18 protein-coding genes are annotated in these 16,806 nt (G+C 49.2%); 5 read left to right on the top strand and 13 right to left on the bottom strand.

The window, feature by feature from the left end; genetic code table 11:
- Positions 1-28: 28 nt before the first annotated feature.
- From ADU23_RS14965 to ADU23_RS14945, 5 genes are all read right to left on the bottom strand, one after another.
- Positions 29-1,093: a sulfate/molybdate ABC transporter ATP-binding protein gene (locus ADU23_RS14965; RefSeq protein WP_053374455.1), complete on the bottom strand. Its 1,065-nt coding sequence runs from the start codon at positions 1,091-1,093 to the stop codon at positions 29-31.
- A gap of 3 nt (positions 1,094-1,096) precedes the next feature.
- Positions 1,097-1,894 carry a sulfate ABC transporter permease gene (locus tag ADU23_RS14960; protein ID WP_053377644.1) on the bottom strand — a complete coding sequence of 266 codons (798 nt, stop codon included), beginning with the start codon at positions 1,892-1,894 and terminating at the stop codon, positions 1,097-1,099.
- A complete protein-coding gene (gene cysT / locus ADU23_RS14955) occupies positions 1,894-2,700 on the bottom strand; it encodes a sulfate ABC transporter permease subunit CysT (RefSeq protein WP_053377643.1) in 807 nt (268 codons plus the stop codon). The genes ADU23_RS14960 and cysT overlap by 1 nt, the downstream gene beginning before the upstream one ends.
- 245 nt (positions 2,701-2,945) lie before the next feature.
- A complete protein-coding gene (locus tag ADU23_RS14950; RefSeq protein ID WP_053374454.1) occupies positions 2,946-3,578 on the bottom strand; it encodes a YigZ family protein in 633 nt (210 codons plus the stop codon).
- A gap of 36 nt (positions 3,579-3,614) precedes the next feature.
- Positions 3,615-4,964 (bottom strand): glucose-6-phosphate isomerase, encoded by a 1,350-nt coding sequence (locus ADU23_RS14945; RefSeq protein ID WP_053374453.1) that lies wholly within the window; start codon positions 4,962-4,964, stop codon positions 3,615-3,617.
- Positions 4,965-5,076: 112 nt separating this feature from the next.
- On the opposite strand from ADU23_RS14945, the gene ADU23_RS14940 reads away from it, so the two are divergent.
- Positions 5,077-6,027, top strand: a complete 951-nt coding sequence (locus tag ADU23_RS14940) for an NAD(P)-dependent oxidoreductase (RefSeq protein ID WP_269433169.1) — start codon at positions 5,077-5,079, stop codon at positions 6,025-6,027.
- Between the two features lie 110 nt (positions 6,028-6,137).
- On the opposite strand, the gene ADU23_RS14935 is transcribed toward ADU23_RS14940, so the two are convergent.
- From ADU23_RS14935 to ADU23_RS14925, 3 genes are read right to left on the bottom strand one after another with little or no spacing between them, the layout of a single operon-like run.
- Entirely contained in the window at positions 6,138-6,329 is a 192-nt protein-coding gene (locus ADU23_RS14935) for a twin-arginine translocase TatA/TatE family subunit (protein ID WP_053374451.1), read from the bottom strand.
- Between the two features lie 47 nt (positions 6,330-6,376).
- Positions 6,377-6,940 (bottom strand): RidA family protein, encoded by a 564-nt coding sequence (locus ADU23_RS14930; protein ID WP_053374450.1) that lies wholly within the window; start codon positions 6,938-6,940, stop codon positions 6,377-6,379.
- Between the two features lie 47 nt (positions 6,941-6,987).
- Positions 6,988-8,592, bottom strand: coding sequence for a flavin monoamine oxidase family protein (locus tag ADU23_RS14925; RefSeq protein WP_053374449.1), 1,605 nt, complete (start codon positions 8,590-8,592; stop codon positions 6,988-6,990).
- Between the two features lie 342 nt (positions 8,593-8,934).
- Here ADU23_RS14925 and ADU23_RS14920 point away from each other — a divergent pair, with 342 nt between their 5' ends.
- Together ADU23_RS14920 and tatC are read left to right on the top strand one after the other, a co-directional pair.
- Complete coding sequence (locus tag ADU23_RS14920; RefSeq protein WP_053374448.1) at positions 8,935-9,171, top strand: MerR family transcriptional regulator; 237 nt, start codon at positions 8,935-8,937, stop codon at positions 9,169-9,171.
- A 24-nt stretch (positions 9,172-9,195) separates the two neighbouring features.
- Entirely contained in the window at positions 9,196-9,948 is a 753-nt protein-coding gene (gene tatC, locus ADU23_RS14915) for a twin-arginine translocase subunit TatC (RefSeq protein WP_053374447.1), read from the top strand.
- A gap of 56 nt (positions 9,949-10,004) precedes the next feature.
- On the opposite strand, the gene ADU23_RS14910 is transcribed toward tatC, so the two are convergent.
- The 5 genes from ADU23_RS14910 to ADU23_RS14890 all read right to left on the bottom strand — a co-directional run bounded on the left by ADU23_RS14910 (position 10,005) and on the right by ADU23_RS14890 (position 15,616).
- A complete protein-coding gene (locus ADU23_RS14910) occupies positions 10,005-10,532 on the bottom strand; it encodes a DUF420 domain-containing protein (RefSeq protein WP_053374446.1) in 528 nt (175 codons plus the stop codon).
- 446 nt (positions 10,533-10,978) lie between these two features.
- Positions 10,979-11,296 carry a pyrimidine/purine nucleoside phosphorylase gene (ppnP, locus tag ADU23_RS14905; RefSeq protein WP_053374445.1) on the bottom strand — a complete coding sequence of 106 codons (318 nt, stop codon included), beginning with the start codon at positions 11,294-11,296 and terminating at the stop codon, positions 10,979-10,981.
- Positions 11,297-11,345: 49 nt separating this feature from the next.
- The gene (gene tkt / locus ADU23_RS14900) at positions 11,346-13,364 is read right to left on the bottom strand and encodes a transketolase (RefSeq protein WP_053374444.1); all 2,019 of its coding nucleotides are present in this window, start codon (positions 13,362-13,364) and stop codon (positions 11,346-11,348) included.
- Positions 13,365-13,528: 164 nt separating this feature from the next.
- On the bottom strand, positions 13,529-14,431 hold the full coding sequence (purU, locus tag ADU23_RS14895; RefSeq protein ID WP_053374443.1) for a formyltetrahydrofolate deformylase: 903 nt from the start codon (positions 14,429-14,431) through the stop codon (positions 13,529-13,531).
- A gap of 54 nt (positions 14,432-14,485) precedes the next feature.
- A complete protein-coding gene (locus ADU23_RS14890; protein WP_053374442.1) occupies positions 14,486-15,616 on the bottom strand; it encodes a deoxyribonuclease IV in 1,131 nt (376 codons plus the stop codon).
- A gap of 101 nt (positions 15,617-15,717) precedes the next feature.
- Here ADU23_RS14890 and ADU23_RS14885 point away from each other — a divergent pair, with 101 nt between their 5' ends.
- Together ADU23_RS14885 and ADU23_RS14880 are read left to right on the top strand one after the other, a co-directional pair.
- A complete protein-coding gene (locus ADU23_RS14885) occupies positions 15,718-16,155 on the top strand; it encodes a DUF2621 domain-containing protein (protein WP_053374441.1) in 438 nt (145 codons plus the stop codon).
- Positions 16,156-16,306: 151 nt separating this feature from the next.
- On the top strand, positions 16,307-16,795 hold the full coding sequence (locus ADU23_RS14880; protein WP_053374440.1) for a hypothetical protein: 489 nt from the start codon (positions 16,307-16,309) through the stop codon (positions 16,793-16,795).
- The last annotated feature ends 11 nt before the right edge of the window (positions 16,796-16,806 follow it).

The raw sequence follows: 16,806 nt of genomic DNA, 5'->3' as shown, positions 1-16,806 counted from the left end.
ATACAACTCTTTCTACATCGCTTATTGGTTAAATATGAATAGGCATCGGATCAACCTTCAATTTATTTTCCGCAATCCAGCTGTCGTTATCATTGAACAAATAGGCACGGTGCACAAGCACGCTGACTTGATCGCCAGGATGCAGTACTTCCTTCTCCAGCGAACGGTATGTGATCAGCTTCGTATCTCCGACGAGCAGCTCAACCATCCACTCGCTGCCGCGGAAATGCAAATGCTTCACCTTGCCAGAGAGCGTAGCGGAAGCAAGCTTGATTTCTCCGGGCTTGCCGATTTCGATATATTCCGGACGAATAAGTGCTTTGGTGCCGGGACGGCTTGCCGCATCCTCAAAACCTTTGAGCTGCGCGATATTGTCCACAATCGTGGATTCGCCGATAAAGCTCGCGACAAAAGGCGTTTCCGGATTTTTATAAATATCCCACGGGCTGCCCTTTTGCTCTAGCTTGCCCTTGCTTATAATCATAATCTCATCGGCTACTTCGATCGCTTCCTCTTGGTCATGCGTTACGAAGATGGATGTAATGCCGACACGCTCGATCATTTCCTTCAGCCATGTCCGAAGCTCCGTGCGAATCTTCGCGTCGATCGCAGCAAACGGCTCATCCAGCAGAAGCAGCTGCGGCTCTGGCGCCAGTGCCCTTGCGAAGGCAACGCGCTGGCGTTGGCCGCCGGATAGCTGATGCGCATAACGATGCTCGAACCCTTTCAGGCCGGTCAGCTCCACCAAGTACATGACGCGCTCGCGAATCTGCTCCTTCGACTGCTTCTTCACCTTGAGGCCAAAAGCGATGTTGTCATATACGGTCATATGCTTGAACAACGCGTAGTTTTGGAACACGAAGCCGATTCCGCGCTCTTGAGGCGGCAGGTCGTTGACCCGTTTTCCGTGGAAAATGATATCGCCCGAGGAAGGAGACTCAAGTCCCGCCAGCATACGAAGTATGGACGTTTTACCGCCGCCGCTCGGTCCGAGCAAGCCGATCAAATGGCCTTTTTCGATTTCAAAGCTGACATCCTTCACTGCATGAAAATCGCCAAAGCTCTTGTTTAAGTTCCGTACTTCAATATGCATGGCTTAATGCACTTCCTTTCGTTTTTTCGCCCATTCCATGAGCAGCAGCAGTCCGACGGAAAATGCCGCTAGAACCAGTGCAACGCCATTGGCGGCAACTACGTTAAAATTTTCGACATCCTGATATACGAGCGTTGTCGCCGTTTGCGTCTTATTCATAATATTGCCTGATACAACGAGCACCGCCCCGAATTCACCAAGCGACCGCGCTACCGTCAACACTACGCCGTAGATGACGCCCCAACGGATCGAAGGCCACGTTACCTTCCAGAACGTGTACCAGGAGTATGCGCCAAGCGTAGACGCCGCTTCCTCCTGCTGCGCTCCGATCTCCTGTAGCACGGGCATCACCTCGCGCACCATGAGCGGAAACGTCACGAACAAGGTCGCGAGAATCATCCCAGGCAGCGCGTATACGATTTTAAAGCCCGCGTCCTCGAACATGGTGCCGATAATCGTATTCGGGCCGAGTATAAGGACGATCATCAAACCGCCTATTACCGGCGACACCGCGAATGGCAAGTCGACCAAGCTATTGAGCAGCCGCTTCACCCGCCGTCCGATCCATTCGGCGCGCACGAGATACATCGCGAGCATAATGCCAAACACCGTATTCAAAGCGGTTACAACTACGACAATAATTCCTGTCATCATTAGCGCATGCAGCGACTGAGGTCTCGTAATCCCTTCTACGAAGCCGCTCCAGCCATCAGCCCATGAGCCTGTAAAAATCTTGACCAACGGCGCGATAAGCAATAAACCAAAAACGATATAAGTTAGCGTAATCCATAATCTTCTCATCATTGTCCGCTCCTCCTGCCTTGAATGAGGTTAACAGTCCAAAGGATGAGGAACGATAGCGTGAGCAGCAGCACCGATACGGCGGCCGCTCCCTGCGGATTACTGCTTTCAATTTCTCCGAAAATATAAACCGATGCGATCAACGTTTTGCCCGGGATATTGCCGGCTACGAGCACGACTGCGCCAAACTCGGCAATTCCGCGCGAGAAGGCCAGCATGGCGCCGCTTAATATTCCTGGAAGCATCGTTGGCAAAATAACGCTAAAAAACGTCTTTGTGCGCGTAGCACCCAGCGTATAAGCCGCTTCCTCCTCTGATTTGTCCATTTCCTCCAGCAGCGGCTGAATAGCCCGAATGACGAAAGGAAACGTAACGAACAGCATCGCTACAATAATCGCTGGCTCATGGAATACGATCTCGATCCCGATCTTCTCAGCCAAGCCTCCTACTAGACTATTAGGTCCAAGCAGCAGCAAAATCATAAGGCCGCCGACCGCCGTAGGCAGTGCGAATGGCAAGTCAACGAGACTGTTGAGCAAGCGCCGTCCGGGAAAGCGATAACGAATAAGCACCCAGCCGATCATCGTACCAAGAAACATGTTAAGAACCGTTGCGACGACCGCCAATTTTACCGTAAGCAGCACAGCTTTCCAAGCTAATGGATCAGAAATGCTTTCCCAGAAAGGGGTCCATCCAAGCGAAAACGATTGCGTGTAAATGCCGACGATTGGTAGAACGATTAGGATGACAAAATAAAGCAATATGGCGCTTCGAAAGCCGAAGCTCCACCCTTTCCCACGAAACATAGCATTCACTGTGACTTTACCTCCAGACCATCGGCTCGTGCCGTAGGTGTAGCATAACAAGTAAAAACATAATTCCTATTAATTTACTAGGTATTGATAATGTAGCATCCAAACTGGGATTAAGTCAATAATAAATTTAGAAATCTAATCGCTTTTATAGCCTTTTCTTATGGCTGATTCAAAGACAAGCATTCCCAAGAACAAAAAAAAGAGGAGATCAGCATATGCCGATACTCCTCTTCATCCTATTCGCCTTCAATATAATAAACATTTTCGCCTTCAGTTATGGCCGCTTGCCCTTGCGTCAGATCGGTTATCCATGCGATAAACGCCTCTGCCTCAGGCACTTCCGGCAGGCAGCGTACGATAACGCGGTCCGTAAAATCCGTTCCGCCTACCCGCGTTCCCTTGCCGTGCAGCTCATTCTCCAGCTTGCCGTACCACGTATAGTCCACGTCAACGAACACTTCGCGGTGAAGCACATTAACGATCTCTTCTGCCGCTTCGATGCCGGCAACAGCACCGTCCGTGTAGGCTCTGACGAGCCCGCCTGCGCCAAGCATAATGCCGCCAAAGTAGCGCGTCACGACGACGGCGACATTTTTCAGACCCTTATGCTTGATGACTTCAAGAATCGGCTTGCCCGCCGTACCGCTTGGCTCGCCATCGTCGGAGGCCTTTTGGAACTGATCCCGCTCCCCCACCATATAAGCCGAGCAGTTATGCGTCGCCTGCTTGTGCAGCTGCTTGATCTCATTAATGAAAGCAACGGCTTCCTCTTCCGTCTCCACAGGCTTCGCATAACCGATGAAACGGGACTTCTTGATGACGATCTCAGCGCTGGCCTGCTGCCTGACCGTCTTATACTTCTCGAGCATAGGCTAAAACTCCCGTATACCGATCAAGCCGGTTGATTACAGCCTTGCTTCCAGCTCGGCTTTTTCCTTCTCGAAGCCCGGTTTGCCGAGCAATGCGAACATGTTCTTTTTGTAAGCTTCAACGCCCGGTTGGTCGAATGGATTAACGCCAAGCAGGTAACCGCTGATTCCGCATGCTTTTTCGAAGAAATACACAAGGTAACCAAACGTGTAAGGCGTCATGTCCGCAATGTTAACGATTAGGTTTGGAACTTGTCCATCCGTATGCGCAAGAAGCGTGCCTTCGAACGCTTTTTTGTTAACGAAATCCATCGTCTTGCCAGTCAAGAAGTTCAAGCCGTCAAGATCCGCTGCATCATGCTCGATTGTAATATGCTCAGATACTTCATTCACTTGAATAACCGTTTCGAAAATGTTCCGGTTGCCCTCTTGGATAAATTGCCCCATCGAGTGAAGGTCAGTCGAGAAGTCAACGGCTGCCGGGAAAATACCTTTATAGTCTTTGCCTTCGCTTTCGCCGAAGAGCTGTTTCCACCACTCGGATACGAAGTGCAGCGACGGCTCGTAGTTCACGAGAATTTCAGTCGCTTTGCCTTTGCGGTATAGCGCGTTGCGTGCTGCCGCATATTGGTAAGCCTCGTTCTCAGCAAGGTTAGGGTTGCTGTATTCTTTGGATGCATCCGCTGCGCCCTGCATGATCGATTCGATGTTGATTCCGGCAGCAGCGATTGGAAGCAAGCCTACCGCTGTAAGCACGGAGTAGCGTCCGCCAACATCGTCAGGAATGATGAACGACTCGTAGCCTTCTTCCGAAGAAAGCTTCTTAAGCGCGCCCTTCTCGCTGTCCGTTGTCGCGTAAATGCGTTTGCGGGCTTCTTCTTTGCCGTATTTCTTCTCAAGCGCTGCGCGGAACACGCGGAATGCGATGGCAGGCTCAGTCGTCGTGCCGGATTTCGAGATAACGTTGATCGACCAGTCGCGGCCTTCAACCAATTGCAGAAGGTGAGTAACGTAAGTCGAGCTGATGTTGTTGCCAGCGAACAAAACTTGCGGCGTTTTGCGCTGCTCTTTTGGCAAAATATTATAGAAAGAGTGCGACAGCGCTTCGATTGCCGCGCGTGCTCCCAAATAGGAACCGCCGATGCCGATTACGATCAGCACTTCTGAGTCCGATTTGATCTTCTCAGCAGCCTTCTTAATGCGAGCGAACTCTTCTTTATCATAATTAGTCGGAAGGTCGATCCAGCCCAAATAGTCCGAGCCTGCTCCCGTTCCGTTATGTAATTGCTCATGCGCAAGGCGAACGGATTCTGCCAAGTAATCAATTTCATGCTTGCCGACAAAAGTCAGCGCTTTGCTGTAGTCAAACTGAACTGTTTTGCTCATGTTAATGTATGCCTCCTAAAAATTTCTCGATATACAACTCTGATAATGCTTTTCAACTTAGCATCTACAATATCGGATTTACCTTATAAAAACAAGCAACAAACAATGAATTATTGATGAAAAATCTGTATACTTAAATAAAAAACGATTCAGAGCGGAGGAAATCTTCATGAAAAAGATCGGATTTATCGGGTTAGGCGTTATGGGACTTGGAATGGCAACAAATTTACTAAACAAAGGCTTCGAGGTGGCCGTGTATAACCGCACACCAGGCAAGGCAGACTCCCTTACTGCCCTTGGCGCAAAAGAATTGGACAGCCCCTCTGCCGTAGCGCAAGCCTCGGAAGTTGTTATTACGATGATTAGCAACGATCCGGCTATTCGCGAGGTTTATTGGGGAGAGAACGGCATCTTTGCCGGAACACGCAGCGGTCATACGCTCATTGACAGCAGCACAATCTCGCCGACTTTGGCGAAGGAGCTTGCGGCGGCGGCGGCTGATCTTGGCGCCTCGTTCCTCGACGCTCCGGTGACAGGCAGCAAGCCGGCAGCAGAAGGCGGAACGCTTGTTTTCATGGTAGGAGGTTCTACAGACACACTTAGCGGAGCTCGTGATGTATTGCTTGCAATGGGACGCAAGGTCATTCCGATGGGCGCTAACGGCAGCGGCTCCGTGGCAAAGCTTGCGCATAACACAATCGTTGGCATCAATGTTGTCGCATTGGCAGAAGGCATGGCGATTGCCGCAAGCGGCGGCATCGACGGCGCTTCGTTCATCGAGCTCGTCCAATCGGGCGGCGCAGCAAGCAAGGCAGCGGAGCTCAAGGGCGCAAAACTGCTGGAAGGCAATTATGACGTGCAATTCTCGCTTGAGCTGATGCTGAAGGACTTGAAGCTGAGCTCCGTCTTGTCGGACGGCTTGAAAGTGCCAACGCCTTTGCTCGAAGCAGCGAAGAGCCAATTCCAGATCGGAGACACCATGGGACTTGGCGAGCTAGATATGTGCAGCGTAGCTCAAGCCTATGAGCAATGGATCGGCCGCAAGCTTGGCGATAAAGCTTAGGTTTTCGTAAGGCATACTATTTAATACGCTCAGCCATCACAGAAACAAAGAGTTGCCTTGATTGCAAATGCACTGCAATCGAGGCAACTCTTTGTTTGATTAGGCCAACCTTATTTGGCTGCTTCCTGCTTCTCAATGACATCGTCCTTCGTCTCCGCGACAAGCTCCTTCGCGGAAGACTTAAACTCATGAAGCGTTCTTCCTACCGCTCTGCCCAGTTCCGGCAGCTTGGATGGCCCAAATATGATCAATACCACTACAAGAATCATAATAAGTCCCGGCAAACCAATACTTTGCAGCATCAACCATCATCTCCATTTCTTCTTTATATAGGACTAAGCTACTGCTATTAATTTTGGTTGTGAGTGATCGGATAAGCAGCCACTGCTTCGATCTCAATTAGCCAATCCTTGTTGACTAAGCCCGCTACGCCTACTGTTGAGCGTGCCACTTTGGTAGGGTTCTCCTTCGTATTGAAGAACTTCGCATAGGCATTGAACCAGCCTTGATAATCGAATTCGCCCTTCTTCGCTTCGTCAGCCGTCACGTATACCCTGAGATAAATTACATCCTTCATGCTAAGGCCTTGTTCCTTAAGCTGCTTTTCGATGTTCAAAAGGATACCTTCCCCTTGCTTTTCCGTGTCTCCGTAACGCTCATACACCGTCTTGCCATCCTTGTTCAGAAGCGGCGGAACCGTACCGCTCGTCGAGAACGTCGCTGCTCCGGAAGGCAAAGCCACCGCGCTGGCAATTGACGAGGTCGGGCTTCCGTAAAATTCAGGCTCGTTTACCGGCGTTAACGGCAATTTATTAGGCAATAATGCGCTTGCATAGGCGGATGCACCCAGGAAGCATGACAATATGGCTGCTCCGACTGCGATTTTCGCGTTGCGCTTCAACTTTATCTCCATCTTTAGCATTCCTCCTAAAGTTTCATGAACCGGCATGAATCAGCTTGCTACTCATTCATCACGCGCTGATGAATATCGGTTACGACTGCGCGTGCAGATTCGATGCCGCCTGCCATCCATGCCGTAATATAGCTCATATGCTCACCCGCAAGATAGACTCTGCGGTCCGGCTTGCACAACGTCGGATAAACGGTCGTACGCTGGTCGCCCGTGTAAGATACCCAGCCGCCAAGATTGTACTTGATTCGCTTCCAGTCTATAGAGAATGAGGCCTCGAACTCTTTATGATATTGTGGATGTATCTTTGCGCCCTGCTGAAGCGCATGCGCTTCCCTCTGAATATACGACATCTCGCCTAGCTTATCCGCGCTTCCGCCGAACGCGTAATAGCCGAGCAGCAGCCCTTTCTTCTGCATATACCCTGTCGGCGGGTAATAGATCGATGAGATATCCATGTTGGTCAGCGTATTGCCACCGTAGATTTGCTCATCCTCTTCCCAGAATCGGCGCTTGAATTGCAAGCCGATCTTGCCTGCTGACGCGTAGCTGATACTGTCAATCGCCTTTTTCATCTCCGGAGAGAAGTCGGCTTTGACCGATTTCAGCACAGATAGAGGAATCGTGCATATGCAATATTCGCCTTCGATCTTACGCTCCTCACCTGAAGCAAGATCTTTATAAAGGACGGTTACGCCACTGCCGCTTTGCTTGATTTCAATGACCTCGGAGTGGAACTTAATTTTACCTTTTAGCCTTTTCTCGAAAGCATTTGAGATCGCGTCCATGCCGCCAACCGGATGGAACATCATCATTTGCTGATCATAGCCGTATTCGCTGCTGAAATAATTGCCGAAGCCTGAATTCAAAATTGCCTTCATGCTGAACGGATCCCGAATGACGCCGGCATCAAGCCTTGCGCCCGGCTCGTCCTTATAACCGCCGCGCGAGGAAGCCTTGTAGAACAAATCGGCATCCAAGCCGCCTTCCGAGCGCAGGTAGGCAACCAGCTTTTCCTTCTCTTCGGCAGTAATCGGCAGATCGAGCGCATTTTGGTTAACCGCTTTGGCCATTAATTCGTTAACGTATCCGCGAACATCCGCTTTTGCTTCGCGCTTTCTGACTTTTTTGCCGGAAAGCTCGCCAACTTCCTCGTTATAGTAATAAGCGTGATCATTCACATTGTTGAATGGTTCAATAGGAATGCCGAACTTACGGATATACTCCATCGTGACATGGAACTGCGGAATACGCATAGGACCGCCATTCAAATATAAGCCGTCCGCGAATCGCGCCACTTGCTTGGATGCCCCTATTTCAGCTATCGTCGTTCCGCGCCGCACAGACCAGATGCGTCCTCCCGAACGGGCGCGCGCCTCCAGAATCGTACAATCGTAGCCGGCTTGGCTAAGCTCGTAAGCGGCAGTCATCCCTGCAATACCAGCGCCTAAAATAATAATCTTTTTGCCGCCTTTTTTACTCATCGACAGCTCGTTCCCGTCCGGCGGCTCAAAGTCTGCTGCCTTTAGCGTCTCCGGAGATAGCAGCCCAAGCGTACCCATTACGCTAAATACGGCTGCTCCTCCGCCTATCTTCCCCACTGTGCTCAGAAACTGCCGCCTGGACATCTCGCTAGGCGTTTTCGTCGACTCCATTCCGCTCACTCCATTCGTCGGCTTTGTAAATCTCACAACGAAAAGATAACACGGACTACAGAGCCCACTCTATTATTATGTAAGAAAAACTAACATAAATATTCTTTATATATTTTGACGTATCAATAAAAAAAGTATTTATAGTCAGTTCATCCTGCATAAAAATGGGCAAATTCCTTTTTCAAACAAATATTCATAGTCCATCAAGACCATTGTCTTCTTTCATTCAGCCTGCTAAAATCACCATCAAGGTCATTCTCATGTTATATAAACTCACTTTAACCTATCATTTGCATGCAAGAAAGCACTCACTTATTTTTAATTGTTATAGGAGGCGAAGCAATGAGCAATAAAGTGATTAGAATTGGCGCCGTTTGTGAATTAACCGGTTTAACGGAGAGGCAGATTCGTTATTACGAGGAAAAGCAGCTCATTTTCCCTGACAGGACGCGAGGCGGCGCAAGGAAATTCTCTTATGAGGATGTGGACATTCTTAAGGAGATTCAAACAAAGCTACAAGATGGCTTCCACACGTTCGAGCTTCGCAAGGCATACGCTCGCCATCATATGCGTTCCTAATATTAGGAAAGGTAGTGCATCTTAATGAGCAATAGAACCAATATGCCTTTATTAGAGCATCTCTTCGAGCTTCGCAAGCTGCTGATTTCGATTTTCGCCGTATTTGCCGTATTCACTGGCGCTGGCCTTGCCGTTTCGCCGATTATTTTAGACTATATTAAAAGCACACCGCCGGCTTCGACGCTCGAATGGAATGTTTTCTCCCCCTTCGACGGAATCCGCATGTACATGAACATATCGCTTGCATTCGCTGTTACCTCTTCATTGCCCGTCACGCTTTATCTGATCTGGGGTTTCGTCAAAAAAGGATTGCATCAGCATGAACGAAGCGCGACGCTCAGATACATCCCTTACAGCGTGTTATGCCTGCTGCTTGGGCTTGCCTTTGGGTATTATGTCGTGCTGCCAATGAGCTTCTCCTTCATCACGGATGTATCCGATAAGCTGAATCTTGTCGAAACCTATGGCATTACCCAATACTTCAGCTTCATGATTAACATTGTCCTGCCGATCGCCTTCGCTTTCGAGCTTCCGATTCTCGTCATGTTCCTGACCAAAATCGGCTTATTAACGCCTGAACGGCTTAAGAAATCGCGGCGTTATGCTTATCTCATTCTTGTTATCGTCGCGAACGTGATCTCACCGCCGGATTTTGTCTCTGCCTTTATCATCTTAATTCCGCTTGTCGCACTCTACGAGATCAGCGTCTTCCTCTCGCGGAGCGTGCACCGCAAGAGGCTGAAAAAAACGATCGAAGGCGCAAGCGCGGCTGTTTAACGTCTATATAAACAATGAAGGCCGCCAGGATTATCCCGGCGGCCTTCATTGTCTTCTCAATAATAAGGAGAAATCATCAGATATACAACAACGCCCGTAAAGCTCACGTACAGCCAGATTGGCATCGTCCATCTCGCGATTTTGCGGTGCTTGTCCACCTTCATTTGCAAGCCGCGGACAGCAGACAGCAAAGCAAGCGGCACAACAACAATAGCTAGCAAAATATGCGTTAGCAGAATGAAGAAATAAATTGAGCGCAGCGCGCCCTCTCCGCCGTATTTCGTTGATTCCGTCAAATAATGGTAAGTGACGTAGGAAACAAGAAACAGCGTCGTGGATGTAAAAGCAGCCCCGATGAATGTACGATGAAGACGTACATTTTTCTTCAAAATCGCAACTAGCGCAACAACCAGCGCAATAAAGGTGAAGCAGTTGAATATCGCATTAAGCAGCGGCAATATCGTAACGTCAAAGCCGATCTCCCCGTCGTATGCCGGCAAGAAGAACAAAATCGTTATGATCGCTACTAGGACCAGTGACAAGATCGCCACCAAGGGTCCAACGTTTTTTTCCTTCAAGAACATAACCTCCTAAGTAAACGCGAAGGCTTAAAGCATGCGCGCTTCTTTCTCTCTTAACCTTATCCGATTTGCATAGTCCAAATCAATTTGATTTACCGTATAGTTGTCACGAAAAATCGAATTTTGCGCCATTCGTCAATATAAGAAAGCCGAAGCAGACAAGCCCATACTTTGAAAAATTATCATGGTGATTCCATTATTTAGTATAAACGACAGCACGGCCTTTGCAATCCGCCGGTTCAATTGCTTTTCCCCCTCCACCCCTAATGTTTTGTCTATATTTAGCCATTACAAAGCTAATTGTAGCGCTGCGGAGCCGGGTCCTTATATTACCATTTTTTATGATTGTTAGCACGATATTAGGGATTATGAGCAGGCAAAAAAAAGAGGCTTTCCCCCGGCGATTGCTCGCAGGTGTGGATAGCCTCTTTTGAACTTGCTAGGCAAAACTATTCGTAAATGTACGAGCAGCAGTAATCCGATACTTCAGCAACCTGAAGCTTGAATTTGGTGTTCGCAGGCACTCTGAATTCGCCTTCGCCTTTAATGTGCAGCCATTCCGTTTCGCCAGGCAGCAGCACTTTCAAATCACCAGCCAAAATCTCCATGATTTCGACGCAGTCCGTTCCAAATTCATAGTCGCCCGGCAGCATGATGCCGAGTGTTTTTTTGGTGCCGTCCGCGAACAGTACAGCGCGGCTCGTTACTTTACCGTCGAAGTAAACATTTGCTTTCTTGACGATTGATACGTTATCGAATTGAGACATGGTGGCTGTGATCTCCCTTATCTATCGGATGCTAAAGCTTGAATCGCTATTACAGCAATGCTTTTACTTTGCTAACAACATTTTCTACCGTAAAGCCATACTCTTTGATTACGCGATCGCCAGGTGCGGATGCGCCGAAACGGTCGATAGCAAGAATATCGCCTTGGTCTCCTGTGTAACGCTCCCAGCCGAATGGATGAGCCATTTCGATGGCAAGACGAGCTTTAACCTCAGGAAGAATGACGGAGTTTTTGTACTCCTTCGATTGCTTCTCGAACAAATCCCAGCTCGGCATGCTGACGACACGTACTTGAATGCCTTCTTCTGCCAATGCTTTTTGAGCGGCTACAGCTAGTTGCACCTCAGAGCCAGTTGCAAGAATTTGCGCTTGCGGCTTGCCGTTTGCTGCATCGGATACAACGTATGCTCCGCGGCGTAGGTTAGCGTGAACATCACTCACTGTGCCTTCAAGGATAGGCAGGTTTTGACGAGTAAGCACAAGTGCTACCGGGTTGCCTGTGTTCTCAACGGCATATGCCCATGCTGCCGAAGTTTCGTTAGCATCAGCCGGACGAATAACCGTAAGGTCAGGGATGATGCGGATCGAAGCAAGCTGCTCGATCGGCTCATGCGTAGGACCGTCTTCGCCTACTGCGATACTGTCATGCGTCAATACATAAACGACAGGAAGCTTCATCAGTGCAGCAAGACGAACAGCCGGACGAAGGTAATCCGTAAATACGAAGAACGTACCGCCGAATACTTTCAAGCCGCTATGCAGCGCAATACCGTTCATTGCAGCAGCCATTCCGAATTCACGAACGCCATAGTAAAGATTGCGGCCATCGTAGCTGCCTGGTTTGAACTGCGTCAAACCTTTCAGGTGAGTCATTGTCGAGCTTTCAAGGTCAGCGGATCCGCCGAAAATCGTCGGTACGTTTTTCGCAAGGCCGTTAAGCGCGTTGCCTGAAGCTACGCGAGTCGATACCGCGTTGTCTGCCGTTGTGTATGCAGGAAGGTCAGCGTCCCAGCCCTCTGGCAATGCACCAGAGATCGCAAGCTCGAATTGAGCCGCAAGCTCAGGGAAAGCTGCTTTATATGCTGCGAAGCTAGCATCCCACTCTGCATTGGCTTGCTCGCCGCTGCTTTTCACATCTGCGAAATGAGCGCGAACTTCGTCAGGCACGTGGAACTGATGATCTTCCGACCAGCCGTATGCTTGCTTCGTCAATTTTGTTTCGTCAGCGCCAAGCGGTGATCCGTGAGGACCTGCATGTCCGCCTTTGCCGCCTTTGTTCGGGCTGCCGTAGCCGATAACCGTTTTCACTTCGATCAAAGTCGGTTTGGACAGATCCGCTTGCGCTTCAGCTACTGCTTTAGAAAGCGCATCAAGATCGTTGCCGTCTTCTACGCGAAGCACTTGCCAGCCGTAACCTTCAAAACGTTTTTGAACGCTCTCGGAATACGAAAGGCTCAGCTCGCCGTCAAGCGAGATATCGTTGGAATCGTATAGAACAACCAATTTGCCAAGCTGCAAGTGGCCCGCGAAGGAAGCAGCCTCGTGGGATACGCCCTCCATCAAGTCGCCGTCGCCGCAAATGGAGTATGTGAAGTGGTTGATTAGATCGTGGCCTTCTTTATTGTAAGTAGCGCCAAGCTGTGCTTCGGCAATCGCCATACCTACAGCCATCGCAATACCTTGTCCAAGAGGACCCGTAGTTGCATCAACACCTGCCGTGTGGCCAAACTCCGGATGCCCTGGAGTCAGGGAGCCCCATTGGCGGAAGTTTTTCAGCTCGTCGAGCGGCAAGTCATAGCCGGAAAGGTGGAGAAGGCTGTAAAGCAGCATCGAGCCGTGACCCGCGGACAAAACAAAGCGGTCGCGGTTAATCCATGTAGGGTTCGATGGGTTATGCTTCATATTTTTTGCAAACAGCTGATAGCCCATTGGAGCAGCGCCCATTGGCATACCAGGGTGGCCTGATTTCGCTTTCTCGATGGAATCGATCGCAAGTGTACGGATCGTATCGATTGAAAGCTGGTCAATTGATTTTTGTGTAACTGTCATTCCATTTGCCTCCTATGGTCTACTCTAGTCTAATAATCGTCTCGTTATATGGTTTCTCAATAACGATCGCAGCGTCATACCAGTACGCAATAACTTTGAATATTGTATCACTCTGCATGCTTGTTTTCCATCATAAAAATAAGAATGCTCGCATAATTATGCAGCTAGTTGAATACAACCGTTTTGTTATTATGCACGATTACGCGATCTTCAATATGCCATTTTACAGCGCGAGCGAGCACGACGCGTTCGATCGTACGGCCAATGCGCTTCAAATCATCTACATTGTCGCGGTGGCTGACGCGCTGAACGTCCTGCTCGATGATTGGTCCGCCATCTAGTTCCTCTGTCACATAATGCGCAGTTGCGCCGATAATTTTCACGCCGCGTGTATAGGCCTGTGCATAGGGCTTGCCGCCCACAAATGCCGGAAGGAACGAGTGGTGAATATTAATGATACGATTCGGGAACTGCTCGATAAACTTAGGTGAAATAATTTGCATGTAGCGTGCCAATACGACGATATCCGCCTTATCCGCCACGACCTCCATTTGCTTGCGCTCCGCCTCAGCCTTCGTAGCAGCCGTAACCGGAATATGGTGATAGGCAATTCCGAAGGACTCTACAAGCTCCCGCATATCCGGATGGTTACTGATAACCATCGAAATATCGGCATCTAGGTCTCCTGCCTTCCACTGCCATAGCAGCTCCAGCAAGCAATGATCCTCTTTGGATACAAATATGGCAAGACGCTTCTTGCGGCTAGCGCGGAAAGTATGCCACTTCATATCGAAGCGATCAGCTACTCTTGCGAAATCCTCCACGAGTACTGGAAGCTCCTTATCTAGATCAAGCAAATCAAATTCGAAGCGGATAAAAAACATGCCGCCTTCCGGATCCATCGTATATTGGTCCGATTGCACGATATTCGCTCCGTGCTCATATAGGAAATGCGATACGGCCGCAACGATGCCCGGACGGTCCGGACAAGAAATCAGCATGCGTGCACGGCCGCTTTTGCCGCCGAATTCATTGGAAATTTCGGACGGTTTGGATTGGGATGACATGGACTTCAAACTTCCTTTCACAACGATATAAATGAAATGTTTTGCTAGCTTATATTAAACCTTGGCAAGCAGTTCCTTGCCGCCGAACCAAGCGGTAATCCGCTGGTTGATCTGTTCTTCCGTCAATTCGGAAGACAGCGGCTGGCCTGCGATTACAAGGTCGTATAGGCGTTCCATCGGCTCGCGTGGATCTGCTTTTTTCGCTTTTGCATCATTTTTCAGCAAATCCCACGTAGAGAGCACAAAAACTCTAGGATCAATTTCTTGCTTGCCGAAGAAATGGTGCAGACGCTCTACATCCTCGAAGAACGTTTCGCCAAAACGGCTTCTGCCGTTGCCGTTTAACAAGGCGATTTCCGCTTCGTACATCGGCCGCTCCGTTTTGTCTTCCTTGCCGATCCATGGCGTTTCCAGAATGAAAGGACGCCCTTTCAGCCCTTCATGATGAACGATTCTTTGGATCGCTTCATGTCCAAGCCAGCCTGCGCCGACCGGTGCATGCCTGTCCTTGCCTGCTCCGCGCGAGTTTTTGCTGTCGTTGACGTGAACGACCGCTACGCGATCAAGTCCAACCACGCGATCAAACTGCTCCAGCACGCCGTCCAAATCATGAACGAGATCATATCCGGCATCATGCATATGGCAGGTGTCCATGCATACTGTCAGGCGATGATTGTCCTGAACCTTGTCGATAATCGCGGCAATCTCTTCGAAGCTGCGGCCGATTTCGGTGCCTTTGCCGGCCATCGTCTCAAGCGCGATGTTTACATTCGTTTCTTTGGTGCCGGCAAGCACTTCATTCAGGCCTTCTGCAATGCGGGCAATGCCGTATTCTGCATCTTTATCCGTATAAGCGCCTGGATGCAGGACAATATTACGAACACCGATATAGTCTGTCCGGCGAATCTCTTCCTGCAAGAACGAAACCGCGAGTTCATACGTTGAATCCTTGTATGACCCTAAATTAACGATATACGGAGCATGCACGACAATCTCATTGATGCCGGATTGCTCCATTAGCGCCTTGCCTTCTTCAATATATAACGTGTCGACCGGCTTCCGCCTTGTATTCTGTGGTGCACCGGTGTAGATCATAAACGTACCTGAGCCATAGGATAATGCTTCTTGTGCTGCAGTCAGCAGCCCCTTGTCCGAAAATGATACATGGGAACCTATTTTCAACATGAATCTTTCGCCCCTTTCGGTTGATCAAACCTTATTTTACAAGGAATGTCGAAATAAATCTAGGAATACGGTATAATTCATTATTGAGGTGAAAGACACGTATGAAAGTTGCGCCGGATTGGTTTATGTATTTTATCGTTTTTTGGGCGGTCGTCATGGTTGCGGCTATGTCGATTGGCGGATTTTTCATGTTTCGAAAATTTCTCAAGGTGCTTCCGATGCGAGACGGCAAGTCTAAGCTCGATTGGCAAAACTACTGGGTAGAGCGCAGCCGCAGCATGTGGAACGACGATTCCAAGGAGCTGCTGGATGAGCTTGTATCACCAGTGCCAAGCGCTTTTCGCGATATAGCTAAACATTCCATCGCAGCCAAAATCGGTCAGGTGGCAATTGAGCACGGCGCTTCGTCCGTAACGCGCGAGCATTGCATCGAAGGCTACATACGAGCAACTCCAAAACGTGATTACCGCAGCCTAGTTACTTTCCTTGAACGTCAAGGCATCGACTACGGCCCCTATAAGCATTTACTTAATAAATGAGTTTGAGCCGCTCCACGCGGCTTAAGCTCATTTATACTTTCAGCAGCTTGCGAATCCTGTCATTTGCTTCATTGCTTTCCTATGCGTTTATATATAAATGTAACCTAACTAGCGTTCATTTCGTTAATACATACAGGAGGTGGTTCTTATCATGAACTCATCGAAGCGAAGAAGAAGCAAAAAAGCAGCTACAGCAGGAGCAGTTCTTCTAGCTGTTATGCTCGCCACATCAGCTTGTGGCAGCACGAACGCGAATAATGCAAATCCAGGGAATGAACAACAAGGAACAGTCGAGGAAGGGCCGGAAATCAGCCAACTTCCTGAAGAAAGCGGCATGCTTGATCCTAATGTTTCCTCACCAGAGCCTACTGAAACTCCAGCAAACAGCGGCGGAATTGAGGAGCCGGCAGATCCGGTTAAAGTTAACGAAGGAACATACAGCGGTCTAAGCGACTCGCACTCTATAGAGATAGAAACAGCTTCAGGGACATTGCCGTTACAAATAACGGAAGATTTAAAAAGCAAGCTTGAAGCTTTGCCGGATGACGCCAAAGTGAAATTCGAGTATACGGAAAAAGCAATCGAAGGCGAAGCAAACCTTAAACAAAATTGGCTCGTCAATATCGAGGAAATCAAGTAACGAGGTAAATG

The organism is Paenibacillus sp. FJAT-27812, assembly GCF_001273905.1.
In the GTDB taxonomy this organism is placed as follows: domain Bacteria; phylum Bacillota; class Bacilli; order Paenibacillales; family Paenibacillaceae; genus Pristimantibacillus.
This window is presented reverse-complemented; position numbering and strand designations above follow the sequence as displayed.

What these genes read in the sequence shown, in the direction of transcription:
- ADU23_RS14890 (WP_053374442.1), bottom strand. Translation starts at nt 15,616, where the DNA reads ATGTTGAAAATAGGTTCCCATGTATCATTTTCGGACAAGGGGCTGCTG.
- ADU23_RS14930 (WP_053374450.1), bottom strand. Translation starts at nt 6,940, where the DNA reads ATGGAGATAAAGTTGAAGCGCAACGCGAAAATCGCAGTCGGAGCAGCC.
- ADU23_RS14925 (WP_053374449.1), bottom strand. Translation starts at nt 8,592, where the DNA reads ATGGAGTCGACGAAAACGCCTAGCGAGATGTCCAGGCGGCAGTTTCTG.
- ADU23_RS14880 (WP_053374440.1), top strand. Translation starts at nt 16,307, where the DNA reads ATGAACTCATCGAAGCGAAGAAGAAGCAAAAAAGCAGCTACAGCAGGA.
- ADU23_RS14945 (WP_053374453.1), bottom strand. Translation starts at nt 4,964, where the DNA reads ATGAGCAAAACAGTTCAGTTTGACTACAGCAAAGCGCTGACTTTTGTC.
- ADU23_RS14960 (WP_053377644.1), bottom strand. Translation starts at nt 1,894, where the DNA reads ATGAGAAGATTATGGATTACGCTAACTTATATCGTTTTTGGTTTATTG.
- ADU23_RS14950 (WP_053374454.1), bottom strand. Translation starts at nt 3,578, where the DNA reads ATGCTCGAGAAGTATAAGACGGTCAGGCAGCAGGCCAGCGCTGAGATC.
- tkt (WP_053374444.1), bottom strand. Translation starts at nt 13,364, where the DNA reads ATGACAGTTACACAAAAATCAATTGACCAGCTTTCAATCGATACGATC.
- cysT (WP_053377643.1), bottom strand. Translation starts at nt 2,700, where the DNA reads ATGTTTCGTGGGAAAGGGTGGAGCTTCGGCTTTCGAAGCGCCATATTG.
- ADU23_RS14920 (WP_053374448.1), top strand. Translation starts at nt 8,935, where the DNA reads ATGAGCAATAAAGTGATTAGAATTGGCGCCGTTTGTGAATTAACCGGT.
- ADU23_RS14885 (WP_053374441.1), top strand. Translation starts at nt 15,718, where the DNA reads ATGAAAGTTGCGCCGGATTGGTTTATGTATTTTATCGTTTTTTGGGCG.
- tatC (WP_053374447.1), top strand. Translation starts at nt 9,196, where the DNA reads ATGAGCAATAGAACCAATATGCCTTTATTAGAGCATCTCTTCGAGCTT.
- ppnP (WP_053374445.1), bottom strand. Translation starts at nt 11,296, where the DNA reads ATGTCTCAATTCGATAACGTATCAATCGTCAAGAAAGCAAATGTTTAC.
- ADU23_RS14910 (WP_053374446.1), bottom strand. Translation starts at nt 10,532, where the DNA reads ATGTTCTTGAAGGAAAAAAACGTTGGACCCTTGGTGGCGATCTTGTCA.
- purU (WP_053374443.1), bottom strand. Translation starts at nt 14,431, where the DNA reads ATGTCATCCCAATCCAAACCGTCCGAAATTTCCAATGAATTCGGCGGC.
- ADU23_RS14935 (WP_053374451.1), bottom strand. Translation starts at nt 6,329, where the DNA reads ATGCTGCAAAGTATTGGTTTGCCGGGACTTATTATGATTCTTGTAGTG.
- ADU23_RS14965 (WP_053374455.1), bottom strand. Translation starts at nt 1,093, where the DNA reads ATGCATATTGAAGTACGGAACTTAAACAAGAGCTTTGGCGATTTTCAT.